This window comes from Bifidobacterium longum subsp. longum JCM 1217 (genome assembly GCF_000196555.1).
GTDB classification, from domain to species: Bacteria; Actinomycetota; Actinomycetes; order Actinomycetales; family Bifidobacteriaceae; genus Bifidobacterium; species Bifidobacterium longum.
In genome coordinates this window covers 827,078-846,474 of sequence record NC_015067.1, presented here as the reverse complement: position 1 = coordinate 846,474, position 19,397 = coordinate 827,078, and the positions used below count along the sequence as shown (strand labels likewise).

General features: G+C 60.1%; 16 protein-coding genes. 5 read left to right on the top strand and 11 right to left on the bottom strand.

The window, feature by feature from the left end; translation table 11 throughout:
* Positions 1-38 precede the first annotated feature (38 nt).
* The 10 genes from BLLJ_RS03460 to BLLJ_RS03415 form a co-directional block, all read right to left on the bottom strand.
* Entirely contained in the window at positions 39-1,340 is a 1,302-nt protein-coding gene (locus BLLJ_RS03460; RefSeq protein WP_007052054.1) for an HRDC domain-containing protein, read from the bottom strand.
* The gene (locus tag BLLJ_RS03455; RefSeq protein ID WP_007052053.1) at positions 1,337-1,975 is read right to left on the bottom strand and encodes a DUF3000 family protein; all 639 of its coding nucleotides are present in this window, start codon (positions 1,973-1,975) and stop codon (positions 1,337-1,339) included. The genes BLLJ_RS03460 and BLLJ_RS03455 overlap by 4 nt, the downstream gene beginning before the upstream one ends.
* Before the next feature lie 62 nt (positions 1,976-2,037).
* Positions 2,038-2,919, bottom strand: coding sequence for a pyruvate formate-lyase-activating protein (gene pflA / locus BLLJ_RS03450; RefSeq protein WP_007052052.1), 882 nt, complete (start codon positions 2,917-2,919; stop codon positions 2,038-2,040).
* Between the two features lie 109 nt (positions 2,920-3,028).
* Positions 3,029-5,404 (bottom strand): formate C-acetyltransferase, encoded by a 2,376-nt coding sequence (gene pflB, locus BLLJ_RS03445; RefSeq protein ID WP_013582507.1) that lies wholly within the window; start codon positions 5,402-5,404, stop codon positions 3,029-3,031.
* Between the two features lie 265 nt (positions 5,405-5,669).
* Complete coding sequence (locus BLLJ_RS03440) at positions 5,670-5,894, bottom strand: hypothetical protein (protein ID WP_007055377.1); 225 nt, start codon at positions 5,892-5,894, stop codon at positions 5,670-5,672.
* A 52-nt stretch (positions 5,895-5,946) separates the two neighbouring features.
* Entirely contained in the window at positions 5,947-7,644 is a 1,698-nt protein-coding gene (locus tag BLLJ_RS03435; RefSeq protein ID WP_013582506.1) for an NAD+ synthase, read from the bottom strand.
* Positions 7,645-7,992: 348 nt separating this feature from the next.
* Positions 7,993-9,144, bottom strand: a complete 1,152-nt coding sequence (locus BLLJ_RS03430; protein WP_007052048.1) for a M20 metallopeptidase family protein — start codon at positions 9,142-9,144, stop codon at positions 7,993-7,995.
* An 88-nt stretch (positions 9,145-9,232) separates the two neighbouring features.
* Positions 9,233-9,919, bottom strand: a complete 687-nt coding sequence (locus BLLJ_RS03425; RefSeq protein WP_007052047.1) for a methionine ABC transporter permease — start codon at positions 9,917-9,919, stop codon at positions 9,233-9,235.
* Positions 9,916-11,121 (bottom strand): methionine ABC transporter ATP-binding protein, encoded by a 1,206-nt coding sequence (locus tag BLLJ_RS03420; RefSeq protein WP_013582505.1) that lies wholly within the window; start codon positions 11,119-11,121, stop codon positions 9,916-9,918. Before BLLJ_RS03420 ends, BLLJ_RS03425 begins: the two co-directional genes overlap by 4 nt.
* Before the next feature lie 133 nt (positions 11,122-11,254).
* Positions 11,255-12,235 carry a MetQ/NlpA family ABC transporter substrate-binding protein gene (locus tag BLLJ_RS03415; RefSeq protein ID WP_013582504.1) on the bottom strand — a complete coding sequence of 327 codons (981 nt, stop codon included), beginning with the start codon at positions 12,233-12,235 and terminating at the stop codon, positions 11,255-11,257.
* Positions 12,236-12,436: 201 nt separating this feature from the next.
* Here BLLJ_RS03415 and BLLJ_RS03410 point away from each other — a divergent pair, with 201 nt between their 5' ends.
* Entirely contained in the window at positions 12,437-13,258 is an 822-nt protein-coding gene (locus BLLJ_RS03410) for a Cof-type HAD-IIB family hydrolase (protein ID WP_007052043.1), read from the top strand.
* 121 nt (positions 13,259-13,379) lie between these two features.
* On the opposite strand, the gene BLLJ_RS03405 is transcribed toward BLLJ_RS03410, so the two are convergent.
* Positions 13,380-15,857, bottom strand: coding sequence for a phosphoketolase (locus BLLJ_RS03405; RefSeq protein ID WP_007052042.1), 2,478 nt, complete (start codon positions 15,855-15,857; stop codon positions 13,380-13,382).
* Positions 15,858-16,302: 445 nt separating this feature from the next.
* Between BLLJ_RS03405 and guaA the strand changes: the two genes are divergently transcribed.
* From guaA to BLLJ_RS03390, 4 genes are all read left to right on the top strand, one after another.
* Positions 16,303-17,865 carry a glutamine-hydrolyzing GMP synthase gene (guaA, locus tag BLLJ_RS03400; RefSeq protein WP_007057943.1) on the top strand — a complete coding sequence of 521 codons (1,563 nt, stop codon included), beginning with the start codon at positions 16,303-16,305 and terminating at the stop codon, positions 17,863-17,865.
* Positions 17,866-18,262: 397 nt separating this feature from the next.
* The gene (locus tag BLLJ_RS11655) at positions 18,263-18,379 is read left to right on the top strand and encodes a hypothetical protein (protein WP_306172248.1); all 117 of its coding nucleotides are present in this window, start codon (positions 18,263-18,265) and stop codon (positions 18,377-18,379) included.
* Positions 18,364-18,714 carry an arsenic resistance protein gene (locus tag BLLJ_RS03395; RefSeq protein WP_007055387.1) on the top strand — a complete coding sequence of 117 codons (351 nt, stop codon included), beginning with the start codon at positions 18,364-18,366 and terminating at the stop codon, positions 18,712-18,714. The genes BLLJ_RS11655 and BLLJ_RS03395 overlap by 16 nt, the downstream gene beginning before the upstream one ends.
* A gap of 20 nt (positions 18,715-18,734) precedes the next feature.
* Complete coding sequence (locus BLLJ_RS03390) at positions 18,735-19,130, top strand: arsenate reductase ArsC (protein WP_012471919.1); 396 nt, start codon at positions 18,735-18,737, stop codon at positions 19,128-19,130.
* The last annotated feature ends 267 nt before the right edge of the window (positions 19,131-19,397 follow it).

Sequence of the window (19,397 nt, the reverse complement as noted above, 5' to 3'; positions counted from 1 at the left end):
AAGTCGTTATTTCTTACAGTTCTGCCGTAAGGCAACCTCTACATGATAACGCCACTTACGGACGGTGCAATGAGTTTCACTTGCCAGTTCCTTGCGCCCTGCTCGATCAGGAACGTCTCGACGTCCACTTCCACCGGGTCTTCCACCCAGCACAGGTTGCGTAGGATCTGTGGCTTGATGATCATCTCGGCCGGCGTGCGGGTGTCTTCGGCGATGCGGTTGATCACACGCCGCACCCGTTGCAGACGGTCATAACGCTCCGGATGGCGCTGTTGCCACAGCCGCATGGATCGGGGCGCGTTCACCACACCGTTTTCGTCCTGTTCGGGGGCGGGCATGGTAGGCCATTGGGTGGGCTTCAGGGCTATGGCTCGATCGATGGCCTGCTTCCAGACCTTCGGTTTGACCGCACGCTGAATCGGCGCGTACCGCTCGAACATTTTGTCCTGCTCGGTGCCGGTATGGATGCGCACACGCTCGTTCAGGGATCGGAGCGCGCGGAATTGGGCAGCATTGTGCGGCTTGTTGGTCGCCGCCTCGATGATTGATGAATCGGCCAATAACAGGCTGGGCGCAATATCGTATTGCCGGGCGAGTCGGTCGCGCTCCTCCCATAGGGATTTGGCGATGGCCAAGCCCCTTGGATCACGACTCAGCTGGGTGATGCGCGAGATACGCAGCCAAGGAATCGGATGCGGTTTGCGCGGGGCAAGGCCCGCAACCAAAGCGTGAGAAAACTCTTCAGCGGCCCACTCGTCCTTGCCTGCGGCTTTCAGGTCACGACGCATCATGGTTTCAAGTTCGATAAGCACCTCCACGTCGAGCGCCGCATAGTTGCGCCAGTCGCGCGGCAGCGGACGGTAGGACCAATCGGCGGCGGAATGCTCTTTGGCTAGCGTGATGCCGAGGTAGTGTTCGGTGACGGCGGCCAGACCAAAGCGGTGCAGGCCGAGCAATCGCGCCGCTATTTCCGTGTCGAACAGGGCTTTGGGTTTGAGCCCGATTTCGGCGAATCCGGGCAAGTCCATCAGAGAATCATGCAGAATCCACGTGGCGTCGCCCACGGCGTCATTGAATTCATTCCAATCAGCTCCGGCCCGGGTCAGGGCGACGGGATCAAGCAAGGCGATGCCTGCACCCTCACGTTTGAACTGAATCAGCCAATCCTCGTGTCCATAGCGGAAGCCGGACGCCCGTTCGGCGTCGGCGGCCAGCGAGCCCGTCGCCTCGGCCATCGCATCGCAGACACGATGATAGCCGTCCAGCGTCGAAGTGACATCGGGTACTCCCCCGCGAGGCTCTTTCAGCAGTCGGGGTTCGGTGTCACGGACGTCACTCAACTGGCGTCATCCTCCTCAAAACGGATGGTGGATCTGATGAATGCGGCCCACGAGCGGACTTGTGCGCCGGCGTCCATAGTACCGTCCGGCCCGGTCCCGTCAAGCGGGGTCCATGAGACGCGAATCTCACACCCGGCGCTGGTGGAGCCGGCCATCGAGCCAAAAGCCGTGTTTTGGGTCACGGTGACTGTGCCGGATACCGAATCCGGCTCGATGCCGTCGAAATAGTCGCACATGTCATCCCAGTACATGCCGGGGGTCAGAGAATCGTTTTCGGCGGTTTCCAGCGGCAGTCGCGCGAACGCCACGCAACGCCAGTTGGAATCCCAGTCAATGCGCAGCTCATGAGCATAAAGCATCATGATCCAGCCTGTGGCGATTCGTGATTCGGCATCGCTGCCAAGACCGGCGGAAAAGGCATCGCCGAGGGCACGCTCTCCCGCTTCGAATTCCACGCCGATACCATAATCGGCCAAGGTGGAAGGCACGGGAATCTCCCGATAGCGCACGTCATGGATGCGCTTCATGGTGCTGACGGATTCGACGGCTGCCCATACTTCATCCGGCACACCCTGAGGGCGCACGGGGCGTCCGTCGTTGGACTCTCCCGTAGGAAATGCGTAGATGTCGGCCATATCTCTAGGGTATGGGCGAACGGGCCGAATCGTGGTATTTACGCGCGGTTCGGCCCTGCAATTTAATACACGGTGAAGCCGTGGTCCTTGAACTGGTTGGTCACCCGTTCGCGGGTGGCGGCGTTGGGTCCCTTCTGGTTCTCCAGCGGGTATGGGATGCGCAGTTCGTGCCACTTCGGGCGGCCAAGCTGGTGGAATCCCAGCACGTCGATGTGTTCGACGGCATCACCGAAGGACTCGCAGATCTTCGCCACGTTTTCGACGTTCTCTTCGGAGTCGGTCAGGCCCGGCACGAGCACAAATCGCACCCAGATCTTCTTGCCGGCCTTGGCCAGTCGCTGGCCAAAATCGATGGTGGGCTGCAAGGTGCCGCCGGTGACCTTGTGATAGGTCTCCTCGTCGCCGGATTTGACGTCGAGCAGACACAGGTCGATGTCCTCGAGCATCTCGTCGGTGTAATTCGTGTTGAGGAAGCCGGACGTATCGAGGCAGGTGTGCACGCCCATCTCCTTGGCGGCATGGAACACACGCGAGACGAAGGCGGGCTGCATCATGGATTCGCCGCCGGAGAAGGTGATACCGCCATGCGTGGCCTTGAACAGGTCCTTGTAACGATCGACCTTCTTGATCATGGCGTCAAGGTAGACGGGCTTGCCGTCGCGCATCTTCCAAGTGTCCGGGTTCTGGCAGTACTGGCAGCGCAGCGGGCAGCCGGACATGAACACGGTCATGCGGGTGCCCGGTCCGTCCACGGAGGTGTTGATGTCCCAAGAGTGGACGAAGCCGATATCGCCGGATTTCAGGGCGGAAAGGCGGTCACGTCGGTCGAGTCCGATTGGGGATTCAAAGCCGGAAAGGCCGCCCATCAAAGTCTGCGAGGCATAGGTCTTCGATTCCTTGAGCATATGCCTGGTCGTGGTGCGGAACGTGGGTGTTGCGGGCATCGTTGTCCTCCTGTTCCAAATGATGCGAAGGTCTGTGGGAAATAAGGAAGGGGTGGAGCCGTGCCCCACCCCTTCAGTTAGTCATTGCCGCGGTTCGCGGGGTTGGTCATCAGTCGACGACGGCACCTTGGTGGAAGGTACGGGAGATGACGTCGAGCTGCTGCTCCTTGGTGAGCTTGACGAAGTTCACCGCGTAGCCGGAGACGCGCACGGTCAGGTGCGGGTACTTCTCGGGGTGCTCGACGGCGTCCTCCATGGTCTCGCGGCGCAGAACGTTGATGTTCGCGTGGTAGAGGCCGTGGCCGTTGCCGGCGTCCAGGATGCCGACCAGGTTGCCGATGCGCTCGTCCTCGTCGCGGCCCAGGCCATCGGGGGTGATGGTGTTGGTCAGCGAGATGCCGTCGAGGGCGTCGTTGTAGTCGATCTTGCCGACGGAGAACATGGACGGCAGCATGCCGTGCGAGTCCATGCCGTTCTCCGGGTTGGCGCCCGGGGCGTACGGGGTGCCCTTCTTGTGGCGGGACGGGAAGGAACCGGTGTTCTTGCCGTACTCGACGTTGGAGGTGATCGTCAGGATGGACTGGGTCGGGACGGCGCCACGGTAGACGGGCAGGCGCTTGACCTGGCCCATCACGGTGGAGACAACCCACTTGGCGATGTCGTCGGCGCGGTCGTCGTCGTTGCCGTAGACCGGGAACTCGCCCTCGGTGCGGTAGCCGACGACCAGATCGTCATCGGCGCCCTCAACGTACTCGTACTCGTGGCCTTCCAGGGTCTTCGCGTCCTTGTTGTAGATCGGGTAGACCTTGGCGTACTTGACGGCGGCGAGGGAGTCGGCGGCGATGGACAGACCGGACATGCCGCAGCCGAGGGTGCGGTACACTTCCTTGTCGTGCAGGGCCATCTCGATGGACTCGTACGCGTACTTATCGTGCATGTAGTGGATGATGTTCAGGGCCATGACGTAGGTCTCGGACAGCCATTCGAGGGCCTTCTCGTAGTTGTTCTTGACCTTCTCGTAATCGAGGGTGCCGTCGGCCTCCGGGGTAATCGGCTCGATCACGCCCTTGTCGATGACCTGCATGCCGGTCATCTCGTCGCGGCCGCCGTTGATGGCGTACAGCAGGGCCTTGGCGGAGTTCACGCGGGCGGCGAAGAACTGCATCTGCTTGCCCACGCGCATCGGGGAGACGCAGCATGCGATGGCAGCGTCGTCGCCCCAGTGGCTACGAATTTCCTTGTCGGACTCGTACTGGATGGCCGAGGTGTCGATGGAGATCTTGGCGCAGAAGCGCTTGTAGGCCTCAGGCAGCTTCGGATCCCAGAAGATGGTGATGTTCGGCTCGGGGCCAGGTCCGAGGTGCTCGAGGGTCAGGGTGTTGAGCAGACGGAACGAGGTCTTGGTGACCATCGAACGGCCGTCATCGCCGAAGCCGGCGTCGGACCAGGTCGCCCAGTACGGGTCGCCGGAGAAGATCGAATCGTAGTCCTTGGTACGCAGGAAGCGCACGATGCGCAGCTTCATGACGATGTTGTCGATGAGCTCCTGGGCGTCGGTCTCGGTGATCTTGCCGGCCTGGAGGTCGCGCTCGATGTAGCAGTCGAGGAAGGCGGAGTTGCGGCCGAAGGACATGGCGGCGCCGTCCTGGGACTTGATGGAGGCCAGGTAGCCCATGTAGGTCCACTGCACGGCTTCCTGCGCGGTCTGGGCCGGGCGGGACAGGTCGAGGCCGTACTCGTTGCCGAGGTTGATGAGCTTCTTCAGAGCCTTGATCTGCTCGTCGTGCTCCTCACGGAAGCGGATCCAGTGCTCGATCTCCGGCTCGGTGAAGTCGTTGCGGTACGGCACGGAGTCCTTGTCGCGCTTCTTGAAGGCGATGAGCTTGTTCACGCCGTACAGGGCGACGCGGCGGTAGTCGCCGATGATGCGGCCACGGCCGTAGGCGTCCGGCAGACCGGTGAGGATCTTGTTGTGGCGGGCGACCTTGATCTGCTTGGTGTACACGCCGAAGACGCCGTCGTTGTGGGTCTTGCGGTACTTGGTGAAGATCTTCTTGATCTCCGGATCCGGTTCCTTGCCGGCTTCCTTGATGGCCTGCTCGACCATGCGCCAGCCACCGTTCGGCATCATCGCGCGCTTGCAGGGAACGTCGGTCTGGAGGCCAACGACCACGTTATCGACTTCCGGGGAGTCGATGTAGCCGGCCGGGAAGGCGTCGACGTCGGCCGGGGTATGGGTGTCCACGTCGTAGACGCGCTGCTTGCGCTCCACGGCCAGGTAGTTGTCGTCGAGGTACTTCCACAGGTGCTTGGTCTTCTCGGTGGCAGGAGCCAGGAATGTCTCGTCGCCCTCGTACGGGGTGTAGTTCTTCTGGATGAAGTCGCGGACGTCAATATCCTTCTGCCAGTTGCCCTCGGTGAAGCCGGCCCACGCCTTGGCGTCGAGCTCCTCCTGGGAGACAGCTGCATTTTCCACTGCGGTCATGTCACTCCTTAAATGGGGTTGTAGGTTTCGCATCTTCACGGAACCCTTGGTTCAACAGTGTAGTTGGCACTTGCTTGAGAAAAGCTGAAATTGGGAGTGAGCTATCTCACATTGTTTCTGTGAACGCTACCATTCCAATGGCTTCTAGATATTGATGGGACTATTGCACGTCTCCAGATATGGGAAACCGCTCATACTGTGATGTTCGTATGAGCGGTTCGGTCTTGAGATTGACAGCAGAACCGTATCCGTCAGTTTTCGACCGTCAATCCTCGGGGCGAGCCTGTGCGGGTTTCACGCCGTAGTTCTTCCAGCGCCGGTTCTCCTCCTCCCATCTGGCATTGCGGTCCACCACGATGTCCCACGCATGTTCGGCGTCTTCCTTGGTCTTGTACGGACCCATGCGCTGTTCGATCGGTGAGACCATGCCCAACTCGGCCTGCTTCTTGACGGTGTTGAAATACCACTGCTTCTTGTTATCGTCTGTCATTGGTACCTCCTCAACGGTATTACTTGCTCCCGCTGGCGGGAGCAATATATGTTTATTCCCTGAATGCGTTGGTGACGGGCAGTCGGCGGTCGCGGCCGAACGCGAGGGCCGTGACCTTCGGTCCCAGCGGGTATTGGCGGCGCTTCCATTCGGCGCGGTCCACCAATCGCATCACGGTGTCTACGGTGACCTGGTCGAAGCCGTCGGCTAACAGGTCGGCGCGGCCGTGCGCGTGCTCGATGTATGCGGCGAGCACCTTGTCGAGCAGCGCGTATTCGGGCAGGGAGTCGGAGTCCTTCTGCCCGGGGCGCAACTCGGCCGAGGGTGCCTTCTCGATGGAGGAGACCGGAATCATCACGCCGTCCTTCAACGGGATGCCGGTGTTGCCGTCCTCGTTGCCCGCGATCTTGAGACCGCCGATGCCGACGCCTGCGGCCGCGGCCTTGTTACGCCAACGGCTGATCTCCCAGACACGGGTCTTGAGCAGGTCCTTGATGGGTGCGTAGCCGCCTACCGCATCGCCGTAGATGGTCGAGTAGCCGCAGGCGAGCTCTGACTTGTTGCCGGTGGCCACGGCGAGCAGACCGCGCGAATTGGAGCTGGCCATCACGATCACACCGCGGATGCGGGCCTGCAGGTTCTCGGCGGAGACGCCATCAAGGTCAAGTTGCTGTTGGTAGGCGTTGAACAATGGCTCAATGGGCTGGACCTCGTAATGGGCGCCAATGTTGGAGGCCAAATCGGCGGCGTCGTCTTTGGAACCGTCGGAGGAGTACATGGAGGGCATGGAGATGCCCCAGACGTTCTCGCCGCCGCATGCGTCGGCCGCCATGGCGGCTACCAGTGCGGAGTCGATGCCTCCTGAGAGGCCCAGCGTCACGCCGGTGAAGTGGTTCTTGGCCATGTAGTCCTTGAGGCCGAGCACGCAGGCGGTGTATACCTCTTCGTCCGGGCCGAGTTCCGGAACGATCTCGGCCTTGGCCTGATGTTCGGCGGCGGAATCGAAGTCCCAGAACGTCAGGTTTTCCATGAACATCGGGCTGCGTTCGATAAGCGTGCCGTCGGCGTCGACCACGAAGCTGCCGCCGTCGAAGACGAGGTCGTCTTGACCGCCGACCTGATTCAGGTAGATGACCGGGGCGTTAACCTCGGCGGCACGACGCTGGGCGAGCTCGAAACGGGTGTTGGTCTTGCCTTCCTCATACGGCGAGCCGTTGATGGTGAGCAGCAGGTCGATGTTCTTGGTGGCCAGGTCGGCCACCGGTCCGCCGTCCTGCCAGATGTCCTCGCAGATGGCCACGCCAATGGTGGCGCCGTCCACGTCGAGGGTCACGGAGCGGTCGCCGGCGGAGAAGATGCGGAATTCGTCGAACACGCCGTAGTTGGGCAGGAAGTGCTTGTCGTAGCCAGCCCAGACCACGCCTTGGTGCAAGACCACCAGTCGGTTGCGCGGCTTGGAGGTCTTGCGGTCGGTGCCCACGGTGCCGACCACCACGAACAGATCGCCGAGGCCGTCGTCGTTGAGCTGGGTGGCGAGTTCGTTGGCCTTGTCCCATGCGGCTTGGCGGAAGGTGCGGCGCAGGGCCAGATCCTCGATGGGGTATCCGGTGAGGGTCATTTCCGGGAAAACAACCACTTGGGCGTTTCCTGCGGCGGCTTTACGGGAGTAGTCGAGCACCTTGGCGGCGTTGGCGTCAAGCGCGCCGACGCAGGTGTCGATCTGGGCGAGTGCGAAGCGAAGCTGTGTCATAGATTCTTAGTGTAGCCGCGTATGACGTCGGATTGCCTGTTCTTCCGGCTTGGCGTCATTCATTAGGTCGTTTTTGCGTTCATTAGGTCACTGCAATGCGATATCAGTCGTTGCAATGGCGCGATTCCAACAACCAGTATCGCCGTTCACCGACCTAATGGACGATGAATCGACCTAATGAACGAATGCCACTCCCCTCAGTCAGCTTCGCTGATAGCTCGTCCTGCACTTATGGACGGGCGAGGCCCGCGCATATCTGGTTCGGCTGTCGCCTCACCTTCGGCTACAGACAGCCCACTGGGCTGTCTGCCTAACGCCTCAGCCTCCGGAGGCGAGCCAGAAAAGGATTTACTTCAGCTCGTTGAGCACGCGCAGAGCGGTGTTGACGTAGAAGTTGACGAAGGTGGGAATGGATTCGTCGAGACCCACGAAATGCGGGCTATGCCAGTCGGCGCAACCTTCCTGGCCGTTTGACCCGACGAACGCGAACACCGGCAACGTCACCTTGGCGAATTCGCAGAAGTCCTCCCCCGCCATCGACTGACGTATCGGTTCGAGCTGCGCGTAGTCGTTGACATCCGCCGCCACGGCCTTGGCGAGACCTGGATCGGAGACCAGCGGGTCTTGAAAGTCATCCCAGACCACGTCGGCGCTGATGCCGTATGCCTCGGCGGTGTGTTCCACCACTTCCTTGAATCGGCGGCCGACCAGATTGCCATCCGACTTGTGGAAATAGCGCACAGTCCCTTGGAATCCGGCTTCGGCGGGCACCACGTTCCACACATGGCCGCCGTGCACTTCGGTAACGGACAGCACCAGCGGGTGGAAGGGCGTGACGTTGCGGCTCACGATGGTCTGCAGGCTCAGAATAATACTGGCGAGCGCTTCGATGGGCCCGGTGCCCTTGTACGGGTAACCGGCGTGGGTGCCTTGGGCGTGGAGGGTCACGCGGAATTTCACGCAGCCGGCCATCATCGGCTCAACGCCGATGGCCAGCTGGCCGGGCGCATAGTTGGGGTTGTTGTGCGTGCCGATAATGGCTTCGACGTCATCCACGAGTCCGGCGTCGATCATGGCGCGAGCGCCTTGGCCGGTCTCCTCACTCGGCTGGAACAGAATCTTGATCGAGCCGGCGAACTTGTCACGGTGCTCGGCGAGCCAGAAGGCGGCACCGAGCAGACCGGTCATGTGCAGGTCGTGGCCGCAGCCGTGCATCACGCCTTCATTGACGGAGCTGAACTCCAGTCCGGAGTCTTCCACGATGGGCAGGCCGTCGATGTCAGCGCGCAGCCCGATACGCGGCCCGGGACCGGCCTCGCCCTGAATGAGCCCCACAACACCAGTCTCCAGCGGGTTGTGCAGGATCTCGATGCCGTGCGCCTTGAGCTGGTCGGTCAGATAGATGCTGGTGCCGAATTCACGGAAACTACGCTCCGGATGGGCGTGCAGGTAGTGGCGGATAGTGATGAGTTCGTGGTCGATGTCGATATGTTCACTCATGGTTCCCGATTCTAGTAGCGCGAAGAATATATTGCGGCCCTCGCTCCATATTGGCGAGGGCCGCGATCTATGGGGTCAGTATGCCTTGTTATTGCTGGCGTTTGAGCAGTCGTTTGGCGATGGCGTTGGCGATGCCCTGCACCACCTGGACCAGTACGATCATGATGATCACGGCCGTCCAGGTGACGGTCTGGTCGAACTTCTGGTAGCCGTAGGCGATGGCGAAGTTACCGAGACCGCCACCGCCGATGTAGCCGGCCATGGCAGACATGTCGAGCACGCCAATGAACAGGAAGGCGTAGGCCAGGATCAGCGGTGCCAGGGCTTCGGGGATGAGCACGGTGCGGATGATGGTGAGCTTGCCGGCACCCATCGAACGCGCGGCCTCGATTACTCCCGGGTCGACCGGCACGAGATTCTGTTCGACCAGACGCGAGGTGGCGAAGGTGCACATCACCACCATCGGGAAGATGGCGGCCACGGTGCCGATGGACGTGCCGACCACGACGATGGTGAGCGGCTGCATGGCTGCCAGGAAGATGATGAACGGAATCGGGCGCACGATGTTGACGATGATGTCAAGGATGCGGTAGACGACCGCGTTCTCGAACAGGTTGCCGGGGCGGGTGCCATAGAGCACCACGCCGAGGATCAGGCCGAGGAATCCGCCGATGACGAGGGTGACGAGCACCATGGTCAGGGTCTGGCCAATGGATTCGAACAGTAGTGGACGCAGCACGTTCCAGTCGCTACGCGGGTTGGCGAGGATGATCATGCGTTGGCTCCTTCATGTGCGGCGGCGGACGCGGCGGGCGCGGTGGCAGTATCGGCCGCCAGTGGGTCATGGGCGCGGTCTTCGGCGTAGGAGGCATGTCCGGCGACTGCGTCGGCGTAGGCCACAGGCTTTGCGGCGGTGCCGAAGTCGATGACGTCGCTATTGGCGGCGAGCTCGCGCAGGAATTCGTCCACATGCCAGCCGGGCCCGTTGAATTCGTAGGTGATGGCACCGATGGCGGTCCCCTTGACCGTGTCGATGCCGCCGTAGAGCAGGCTGGATTCGACGCCGTATTTGGCGATGAGTTCGGAGATATTCTGTCCGGATGCCTTGAGTTCATGGCCTTGGGTGCCGGAAACGTCCTTTTGGCGGATAAGCACGGTGACAATGCGGCCCGACCATTCGTGATGCAATCGCTCGACCCGGTCTTCCTCGGGCAGGCCAGACAATGCGGTGGCAATGAATCGCTTGGTCACCGGCTGCTGGGGTGCAGCGAACACATCGTATACGTCGCCGGATTTGACCACGCGTCCGGCGCTCATTACGGCCACGCGGCCGGCAATCTGCTGGACCACGTTCATCTGATGGGTGATAAGCACAATGGTGATGCCGAATTCCTCGTTCACACGCTTGAGCAAGGCCAGCACTTCGGTGGTGGTTTCCGGGTCGAGCGCGCTGGTGGCTTCGTCGGCGAGCAGAATCTCCGGATTAGTGGCCAGTGCGCGGGCGATGCCGACGCGCTGCTTCTGGCCGCCGGACAGCTGCGAAGGGTATTTGTTTGCGTGCTCACTGAGGCCCACGAATTCAAGGAGTTCGTTGACACGACGATCCTGATAGTCCTTGCGCCAGTGATCGAGTTGCAGTGGGTAGGCGATGTTCTGGGCCACGGTTTTGGTGGAGAACAGGTTGAACTGCTGGAAAATCATGCCGATTTTCTGGCGGATGGGCCGCAGCTTGGTCTCACTCAGAGAGGTGATATCAGTACCAAGCACGGTCACAGTGCCGGAGGTGGGTCGTTCGAGCGCGTTGATAAGCCGGACCAGTGTGGATTTGCCTGCACCGGAATAGCCGATGATGCCGAAGATGTCACCGCGATCGATGGTCAGGCTGACGTCATCCACGGCTCGTGCGATGTTCGCGCCGCGTCCGCGTGTTTTGAATTCCTTCACGACATGGTCGAAGGTGATGATGGGGTCGCTCATAGTGCTCCCTGATGCTGGTTGTTGGTGTCCGGTCACGGAAGCGGAGCGAATCCCGATTGTTGGCTCGGGTACTCGCTCCGCTTGGTGGTAATGGCTATGGACAGGCTAGTCGTGCGCTCGTATCAGCCGCGGCTCACTGCTGGGCCTTGGCATCCTTCTCAATGTCGGACAGGAAGCCTTGCAGCTCGCTGGCGCTGAACTTGTCGGCGAACACCGCGGTACCGCCGGAGTTCTCCTGCAGGGCGTCGAGCACATCCTTCCGCTGGTAGATGGAAACGAGCTTCTTGTAGGTCTCGTTGTTCACGTCCGCCTTGCGGGCCACCCACACGTTGATGTAGGGGCGAGCCTCTTCGGATTCGGCGTCATCCTGGTAGATGGCGTCCTTCGGGTCGAGACCGGCATCGGCCACGTAGTCGTTGTTGATCACACCAGCGGCGATGGTCGGGTCCTTCAGGGTGGTGGCCACCTGTTCGGCCTTGAGCGGGGTGACCTTGACCTTGCTCTTGGCTTCGTCGATGTAGGCCGGGGTGGAGAAGGCGGTCCAGTCGCCCTTGAGCGTCACGAGACCGGCGGCCTTGAGCACGCCGATAGCGCGGGCCTGGTTGGTTTCGTCGTTCGGAATGGTGACGGTGTCGCCCTGCTTCAGGTCCTTGATGTCCTTGACCTTGGTGGAGTACACGCCGAGCGGGTAGATGGCGGTGCCGCCGATGGGCTGCAGGTCCTTCTTGTTGCTCACGTTGTAGTTGGCCAAGTAGAGCAGGTGCTGGAATTCGTTGAGGTCCAGCTCGCCGGAGTCAAGGGCCGGGTTTTCGGAGGTGTAGTCCTGGAAGTCGACGATGTCGACGTAGATGCCGGCCTTCTCGGCGTCCTGCTTGAACTTGACCCATTCGGGGTTGGTAGCGCCGACCACGCCGATCTTGACCGGGTTGCCCTTGCTGCCCTTGGCGGACGACTCGTTGGCACCGGCAAACGCGCGGTAGCCGAAGAACGCGGCTACGGCGATAATCGCCACGACCACGATGGTGATGATGACGTTGCGGGCGGTGTGGTTCACACGCACCGGCTCGTTATTGTTAGGAGCGGCCGGGGTTGCCGGCTGGGTTGCTGCTGTCATTGGATTTCCTCTCTCCAAAATTGATGTCGGGTAACACCATAACGCGCTTGAACCGCGAAAGTGACGGAAAATGGCCGATTGCCATATAGGTGTCTTTTATGGCGCGCATGCAATGTCCGGGATTCGTGCGTTTGATAACCCGCTATAGGCGTGCCGAACACGCCGGAAAGCACGTCGAGAGGGGCTTTGACAATGGAAGCTATGACTACCGATACTGCCAATGCCGATATCCGAGCCGTATTCTTCGATATCGATGGCACGCTCACCAGTTTCACGACCCATACGGTGCCGGATTCCACAATCGAGGCGATTCACCGGCTGCAGGCCGCAGGCGTCAAGGTGCTGATTTGCACGGGCCGCGCGCCTTCACAGATGCACGTGGTGCTGGATACCATGCCGGTGACGTTCGATGGCGTGGTGGCGTTCAATGGGCAGTATTGTTTTGATGACACCGGCTTCTTTGCCTCGCAGGCCTTGGATACTGCTGATATTGAGGTGATTCTCGACTGGCTGGACCGTCACCCCGATGTGGTGTGCAATTTCGGCGAGAAGGATTACGTGTACTTCAACCAGTCCAATGATCTGCTTCGCGCCACGTGGAGCAAACTGGGCAAAACCGCACCGACCCGGTATTTCGAGGACCCGCGCACCCGCGCGCTGGATCATGAGACTTTCCAGATCAGTCCCTTTGTCGGGCCCGAGCTGGAGGCCGAACTGGTGGGACTGTGCAGCAATGTGCGCGGGGTGCGTTGGCATCCGGATTTCACGGATCTGATTCCGGCCGATGGCGGCAAGCCGCGCGGCATCCAGCGGTTCATGGCGCATTACGGCATCACGCGCGAGCAGACCATGGCCTTCGGCGATGGCGGCAATGACACGGATATGCTCGCCTACGCCGGCATCGGGGTCGCGATGGGCAATGCGACCGCCGAGCCCAAGGCCGCCGCCGACTACATCACTGACGATGTGGACCACGACGGTGTGCGCAATGCCCTGCTGCATTTCAGGGTGCTACGCGATTAAAACATCACAACAGTTCGCTTTGTTCTGCCCCGCCGTGACAGGGCTTATGAATAAGCAAAGGGCTCGGGACGAATCCCGAGCCCTTTGGTGTTAGCGAACTAACAACACCGTGGAGGTGTTATCACTCGTTGTCGCCAGCGGTAGCGGCGGTAGCGGTGACGGCACCCTTCTTGTCGGTGTTCACGCCGGAGTACACCCAGTCGGTGTAGTCCGGGTGGTCGTAGCCGTTGTCGACGGCGAACTGGAAGGCCTCATCACGGAACTTCTCGAGCTCGTCGATCTTGTCGGCGTACTTGTCGGCGTCGATCATGCGCAGAGCCTCAGCGGTCAGCTCGTAGCGGTCGATGCGGTTGACACGAACCATGTCGTACGGGGTGGTGGTGGAGCCCTCCTCCTCGTAGCCGTGGACGTTGAAGTTGTCGTGGTTCGGACGGTCGTAGATCAGGCCACGCACGTCGTGAGCGTAGGAGTGGTACGCGAACAGCACCGGCTTGTCGGCGGTGAAGATGTCGGCGAACTCCTCGTCGGTCAGAGCCTCGTCGTTCTCCTTGGCGGACTGCAGGGAGAGCAGGTCGGCAACGTTCACAACCTTGAACTTGACGCCCAGTTCCTTCAGCTTGTCGGAAGCAGCCATGATCTCCTGAGTCGGGACATCGCCGGCGGCGGCAAGCACGACCTCGGCCTCATCGTTGTTCTTGGCGGTGGAAGCCCAATCCCAAGCGGCGGCACCCTTCTCGAGCTCGGCACGAGCCTCGTCCAGGGTCAGCCAGGTGGCAGCAGGCTGCTTACCAGCGATGATGGCGTTGATCTTGTTGGTGGACTTGTAGCACTTCTCGGCGATGGCCAGCAGCATGTTCGCATCGGTGGCGAAGTAGATGCCGATGACGTGGTCGTTGTGGAAGCACTTGTTCAGCAGGACGGAGGTGACACCCGGATCCTGGTGGGAGAAGCCGTTGTGGTCCTGACGCCAAACATGGGAGGAGACCAGCAGGTTCATGGAGGCGATCGGCTTGCGCCACGGAATCTCGCGGACGGTAGCCTCAAGCCACTTGGCGTGCTGGTTCAGCATGGAGTCGATCACGTGGACGAAGGACTCGTAGGAGCTCCAGATGCCGTGACGACCGGTCAGCAGGTAGGCCTCGAGGAAGCCTTCCATCTGGTGCTCGGACAGCTGCTCAACGACCTGGCCGGAGACGTGCATGTGCTCGTCGACCTCGTCGGAGATGTAGCCGGCATCCCACTGCTTGTTGGTGACTTCGTAGGAAGCCTGCAGACGGTTGGAAGCGGTCTCATCCGGTCCGAAGATGCGGAAGTCGCGCGGGTTGTTCTTGATGATGTCGCGAGTGTAGGCACCCAGGGTACGGGTGGCCTCGAGCTGGCCCCAGCCGTGGCCGTACTCAGCCACTTCCTTGACCTCGTAGTCCTCGAGGTTCGGCAGCTTCAGGTCGTTGCGGATCACACCACCGTTGGCGTTCGGGTTGGCACCGATACGCAGCTCGCCCTTCGGCATGAAGGCAAGGACGTCGTCCTTGACAGCACCGTTGGCGTCGAACAGCTCTTCCGGCTTGTAGGACTCGAGCCAGTTCTTGAGAACCTCGAAGTGGGCCTCGGTGTCGCGGGCGGAAGCCAGCGGCACCTGGTGGGAACGCCAGGAGCCCTCGGTCTTCTTGCCGTCGATGTACTTCGGGCAGGTCCAGCCCTTCGGGGTGCGGAAGATCAGCATCGGGTAGAACGGACGGTGCACGTTGTCGGTCTGAGCGGTGGCCTTGATGTCGCAGATCTCGTCCCAGATGGTCTCCCACAGCTCGGCGAAGCGACGGTGGATGGACATGTGGTCCTCATCATCGAAGCCAGCGACGAACTCGTAGGGCTCGTAACCCATGCCGTGGAAGAACTCGTGGAGCTCTTCGTCGGAGATGCGGGACAGGATGGTCGGGTTGGCGATCTTGTAGCCGTTGAGGTGCAGGATCGGCAGCACGATACCGTCGGTGCGCGGGTTCACGAGCTTGTTGGACTGCCAGCCGGTAGCCAGCGGGCCGGTCTCAGCCTCGCCGTCGCCGACGATGGCCGGGACAAACAGGCTCGGGTTGTCCATGATGGCGCCGTAAGCGTGGGACAGAGCGTAACCCAGCTCACCACCCTCGTGGATGGAGCCCGGGGTCTCCGGAGCGAAGTGGGACGGAATGCCGCCCGGGTAAGAGAACTGACGGAAGAACTTCTGCAGACCAGCTTCGTCCTTGGTGATCTTCGGGAAGGTCTCGGTGTAGGTGCCGTCCAGGTAGGACTGGGAGGTACCGGCCGGGCCACCGTGGCCCGGGCCCATGATGATCACGGTGTTCTGGCCGTGGTCAGCAATGAAACGGTTGATGTGGCCGATGAGGAAGTTCAGGCCAGGGGTAGTGCCCCAGTGGCCCACCAGACGGTGCTTCACATCTTCGCGGGTGAAGGGCTCCTTCATCAGCGGGTTGGAACGCAGATAAATCTGGCCGATGGAAAGGTAGTTGGCAACGCGCCAGTACTTGTCAACGCCTTCGAGGGCTTCCTCGGAAACCGGAGCGTTGAGCTTCTTCCAAGGGGTGCCAATAACAGGACTCGTCATGTGTACTCCTGTACTCCTGCACGTGATCGTGCGATTGATTATTTCTGTTCGGTCACGGTCCCTGACCCTTGCGGTGCCAAGGTTTTCCGTTCCCAATCAATCGTCATGGTACGAGGACAACGCGACTTTTGAACGATTTCTTGCGGGTGTGTTCGAAATTGTTGCGGATATTTCAGTATTTGTGCGGTTCGACTGACCGTTTGTCAACATTAGTTTTTTCAACATACTTTTTCAAAACGGCGGAAGCATGCGGAAATCCAGCATTTGGCTAGAACAGCGCACGTTCGATTTCCCATGTTCGAAATCGGCGTGTTGTCCGTCTACAGGCATGTAGTTTGTTCGATTTGCGCACATAGTCTCTGCGTGTCGGCCTTGTCGCCTTGACCAGTGATAATCAGGGGTGTTCAGCCCACGTAAAATTCCAATGAACGTTAGGGGAATATCAATGGCAAACGGTCCTGTGCTTGTCGTCGACTTCGGCGCCCAGTACGCCCAGCTCATCGCCCGCCGCGTGCGCGAAGCAGGCGTGTACTCCGAGCTGGTCCCTCATTCCATGCCGGTCGACGAGATCCTGGCCAAGGATCCGAAGGCGATTATTCTGTCTGGCGGCCCGGCCTCCGTGTTCGAGCCCGGCGCGCCGACCATAGACACCAAGGTATTCGAATCCGGTGTTCCGGTGCTTGGTATCTGCTACGGCTTCCAGGTCATGGCCTATGAGCTCGGCGGCAAGGTGGATAAGGCCGCGCTCGGCGAATACGGCAAGACCTCAGCCACCATCGACGACGCCGCCGGCATCCTCGCCGACTCCCCCGCCGAGCAGACCACGTGGATGAGCCACGGTGTGGCGGTCGAACAGGCCCCGGCCGGCTTCGAAGTGCTGGCCCACACCGAAGGCGCGCCCGTGGCCGCCATGGCGGACGAATCCCGCAAGCTCTATGGTGTGCAGTGGCACCCGGAAGTCAAGCACTCCCCGCTTGGCCAGAAGCTTATCGAAAACTTCCTGCACCGTTGCGCCGCGCTGCCCAACGACTGGGATGCCTCCTCGATTATCGAGGATCAAGTCAAGAAGATCCGCGAGCAGGTCGGCGACGCCGAGGTGATCTGCGGCCTGTCCGGCGGCGTTGATTCCGCCGTGGCCGCCGCTCTGGTACACAAGGCCATCGGCGACCAGCTCACCTGCGTGTTCGTGGACCACGGCCTGCTGCGCAAGGGCGAAGTCGAGCAGGTCAAGCACGACTTCGTCGCCGCGACCGGCATCCGCCTCATCACCGTCGACGCCGCCGACGACTTCCTCGACGCCCTCGCAGGCGTCTCCGAGCCGGAGCGCAAGCGCAAGATCATCGGCGAGAAGTTCATCCGCACCTTCGAGAAGGCCCAGCGCCAGGTCCTCGAAGAGGCCGGCGCCCGCGGCAAGGAGGTCAAGTTCCTCGTGCAGGGCACGCTCTACCCCGACGTCGTCGAATCCGGCGGCGGCGACGGCGCGGCCAACATCAAGAGCCACCACAACGTCGGCGGCCTGCCCGAGGACATCAAGTTCCAGCTCATCGAACCGCTGCGCACTCTGTTCAAGGATGAGGTGCGCGCCATCGGCACCGAGCTCGGTCTGCCCGACGAAATCGTCTGGCGTCAGCCCTTCCCGGGCCCGGGTCTGGGCATCCGCATCATCGGCGAGATCACCAAGGAGCGCCTCGACCTGCTGCGCGAGGCCGACGCCATCGCCCGCGAGGAACTCTCCAAGGCCGGTCTCGACCGCGACATCTGGCAGTGCCCGGTCGTGCTTCTGGCTGACGTTCACTCTGTCGGCGTCCAAGGCGACGAGCGCACCTACGGCTCGCCGATCGTCCTGCGCCCGGTCAGCTCGGAAGACGCCATGACCGCCGACTGGTCCCGTGTCCCCTACGATGTGCTCGCCACGATCTCCACGCGCATCACCAACGAATGCCGCCAGATCAACCGCGTCGTCCTCGATTGCACCTCCAAGCCGCCGGCGACCATCGAATGGGAGTAAGCCGATAGGGCTTTGACCTGCTCTTTTGAGTGCCGTGGTGTACCGCTGAGTTTCGTTTCGTACGAGAGTCATGGCAAAACCGCCAGCGACGGCAGTGAGTAAAAACGATTTCCTAGCCTCCGTTCCCTCGTTGGAACGGAGGCTTTTTCTTTGCCGTTTTACTCCCTTTCACCTGCGATTTCGCCATTTACTCCCCGTGTTTCAAGACAACAAGGCACGGGGAGGTATTCGAGGGAATGGGAGTAAGGATTTATCCCAAGTGAGTTGACGCGCGGTTTTTGTCCCCGAGGGCGAAACGGGGCCGTTTCGGGGCCCGTGAAACTCAAATCGAACTCAACGGGCATTTTTTGCTGGGCGTTCCAATGTTCCCGTTCCGTGGGATACCCTGATTCTCTCTGTGGTACTGTTTGTGGTGTTTCCTCTGGCTGGCGGTATGCTGACCCGTTCGGCTGTCATCAAGCGGAAGGGGCAGTGTACTTTGAGGAGACTTTCATCCATATGTTTGACAGTGTAACTACCATTGGCTTATTGCTGACGCTGGTGATGATTTTCTCGTTCCAAGGCAATACCATTCTGGAAAAACCTCTGCACATTGTTTTGATTGCGGTACCGCTGATTTTACAGACCTTCCTGATTTTTGCGATTGCGTATATCGCTTGCCGGGTTTTGAAGCTGCCCTACAAGATTGCTGCTCCCGCCGGAATGATTTGTGCTTCCAACTTCTTTGAACTGGCTGTTGCTGTTGCAATCGCCTTGTTTGGAACGACTTCCCCTGCGGCACTGGCAACGACTGTGGGTGTGCTGACAGAAGTTCCCGTGATGCTGTTCCTTGTAAAAAAACGCAAATAAAACGAAAGACTGGTTCAAATATGAGTAAGAAAAAGGTGGCATTTATCTGCGTCCATAATTCCTGCCGCAGTCAGATTGCCGAGGCCTTGGGAAAGCACTTGGCTTCCGATGTGTTTGAAAGCTATTCCGCAGGAACGGAAACAAAACCGCAAATCAATCAGGATGCTGTCCGCATTATGAAAGAACTGTACGGGATTGACATGGAGAAAACCCAGTATTCCAAACTGATCTCGGATATTCCTGCCCCTGATATTGCAATCTCCATGGGGTGCAATGTGGGCTGTCCTTTCATTGGTAGAGCATTTGACGATAACTGGGGATTAGAAGATCCGACCGGAAGCGAAGATCAAGTCTTTGTCGAGATCATTCGAGAGATTGAAAAACGGATTCTACAGTTGAAGCAGTCCCTTATTTGATTGAAATAGCACTCTGCTTGTGGTATAATACAGATGATCCAAACCATTGCTTTTCTGCTGATAACATTGGGCTTGATAATCTTTTGATAACAGGAGTCCGACAACGCCGTATAAGTTGGATAATTGGTATCAAATTGAGCAACTAAGAGTCAAATCCCCTAAACAGTATTGTTTAGAACCAGTTTTACTTTGGCGAGTGGGAGTAAACTGGAGCGGATTTTGCGCAATCGAAATTCCGTCCGTAGAGTGTCGCAGTGTGCCGCCACG

Coding starts and splice junctions, on each gene's coding strand:
- BLLJ_RS03455 (WP_007052053.1), bottom strand. CDS start 1,975: ATGGCCGACATCTACGCATTTCCTACGGGAGAGTCCAACGACGGACGC.
- pflA (WP_007052052.1), bottom strand. CDS start 2,919: ATGCCCGCAACACCCACGTTCCGCACCACGACCAGGCATATGCTCAAG.
- pflB (WP_013582507.1), bottom strand. CDS start 5,404: ATGACCGCAGTGGAAAATGCAGCTGTCTCCCAGGAGGAGCTCGACGCC.
- BLLJ_RS03440 (WP_007055377.1), bottom strand. CDS start 5,894: ATGACAGACGATAACAAGAAGCAGTGGTATTTCAACACCGTCAAGAAG.
- BLLJ_RS03435 (WP_013582506.1), bottom strand. CDS start 7,644: ATGACACAGCTTCGCTTCGCACTCGCCCAGATCGACACCTGCGTCGGC.
- BLLJ_RS03430 (WP_007052048.1), bottom strand. CDS start 9,144: ATGAGTGAACATATCGACATCGACCACGAACTCATCACTATCCGCCAC.
- BLLJ_RS03425 (WP_007052047.1), bottom strand. CDS start 9,919: ATGATCATCCTCGCCAACCCGCGTAGCGACTGGAACGTGCTGCGTCCA.
- BLLJ_RS03420 (WP_013582505.1), bottom strand. CDS start 11,121: ATGAGCGACCCCATCATCACCTTCGACCATGTCGTGAAGGAATTCAAA.
- BLLJ_RS03415 (WP_013582504.1), bottom strand. CDS start 12,235: ATGACAGCAGCAACCCAGCCGGCAACCCCGGCCGCTCCTAACAATAAC.
- BLLJ_RS03410 (WP_007052043.1), top strand. CDS start 12,437: ATGACTACCGATACTGCCAATGCCGATATCCGAGCCGTATTCTTCGAT.
- BLLJ_RS03405 (WP_007052042.1), bottom strand. CDS start 15,857: ATGACGAGTCCTGTTATTGGCACCCCTTGGAAGAAGCTCAACGCTCCG.
- guaA (WP_007057943.1), top strand. CDS start 16,303: ATGGCAAACGGTCCTGTGCTTGTCGTCGACTTCGGCGCCCAGTACGCC.
- BLLJ_RS03395 (WP_007055387.1), top strand. CDS start 18,364: ATGTTTGACAGTGTAACTACCATTGGCTTATTGCTGACGCTGGTGATG.
- BLLJ_RS03390 (WP_012471919.1), top strand. CDS start 18,735: ATGAGTAAGAAAAAGGTGGCATTTATCTGCGTCCATAATTCCTGCCGC.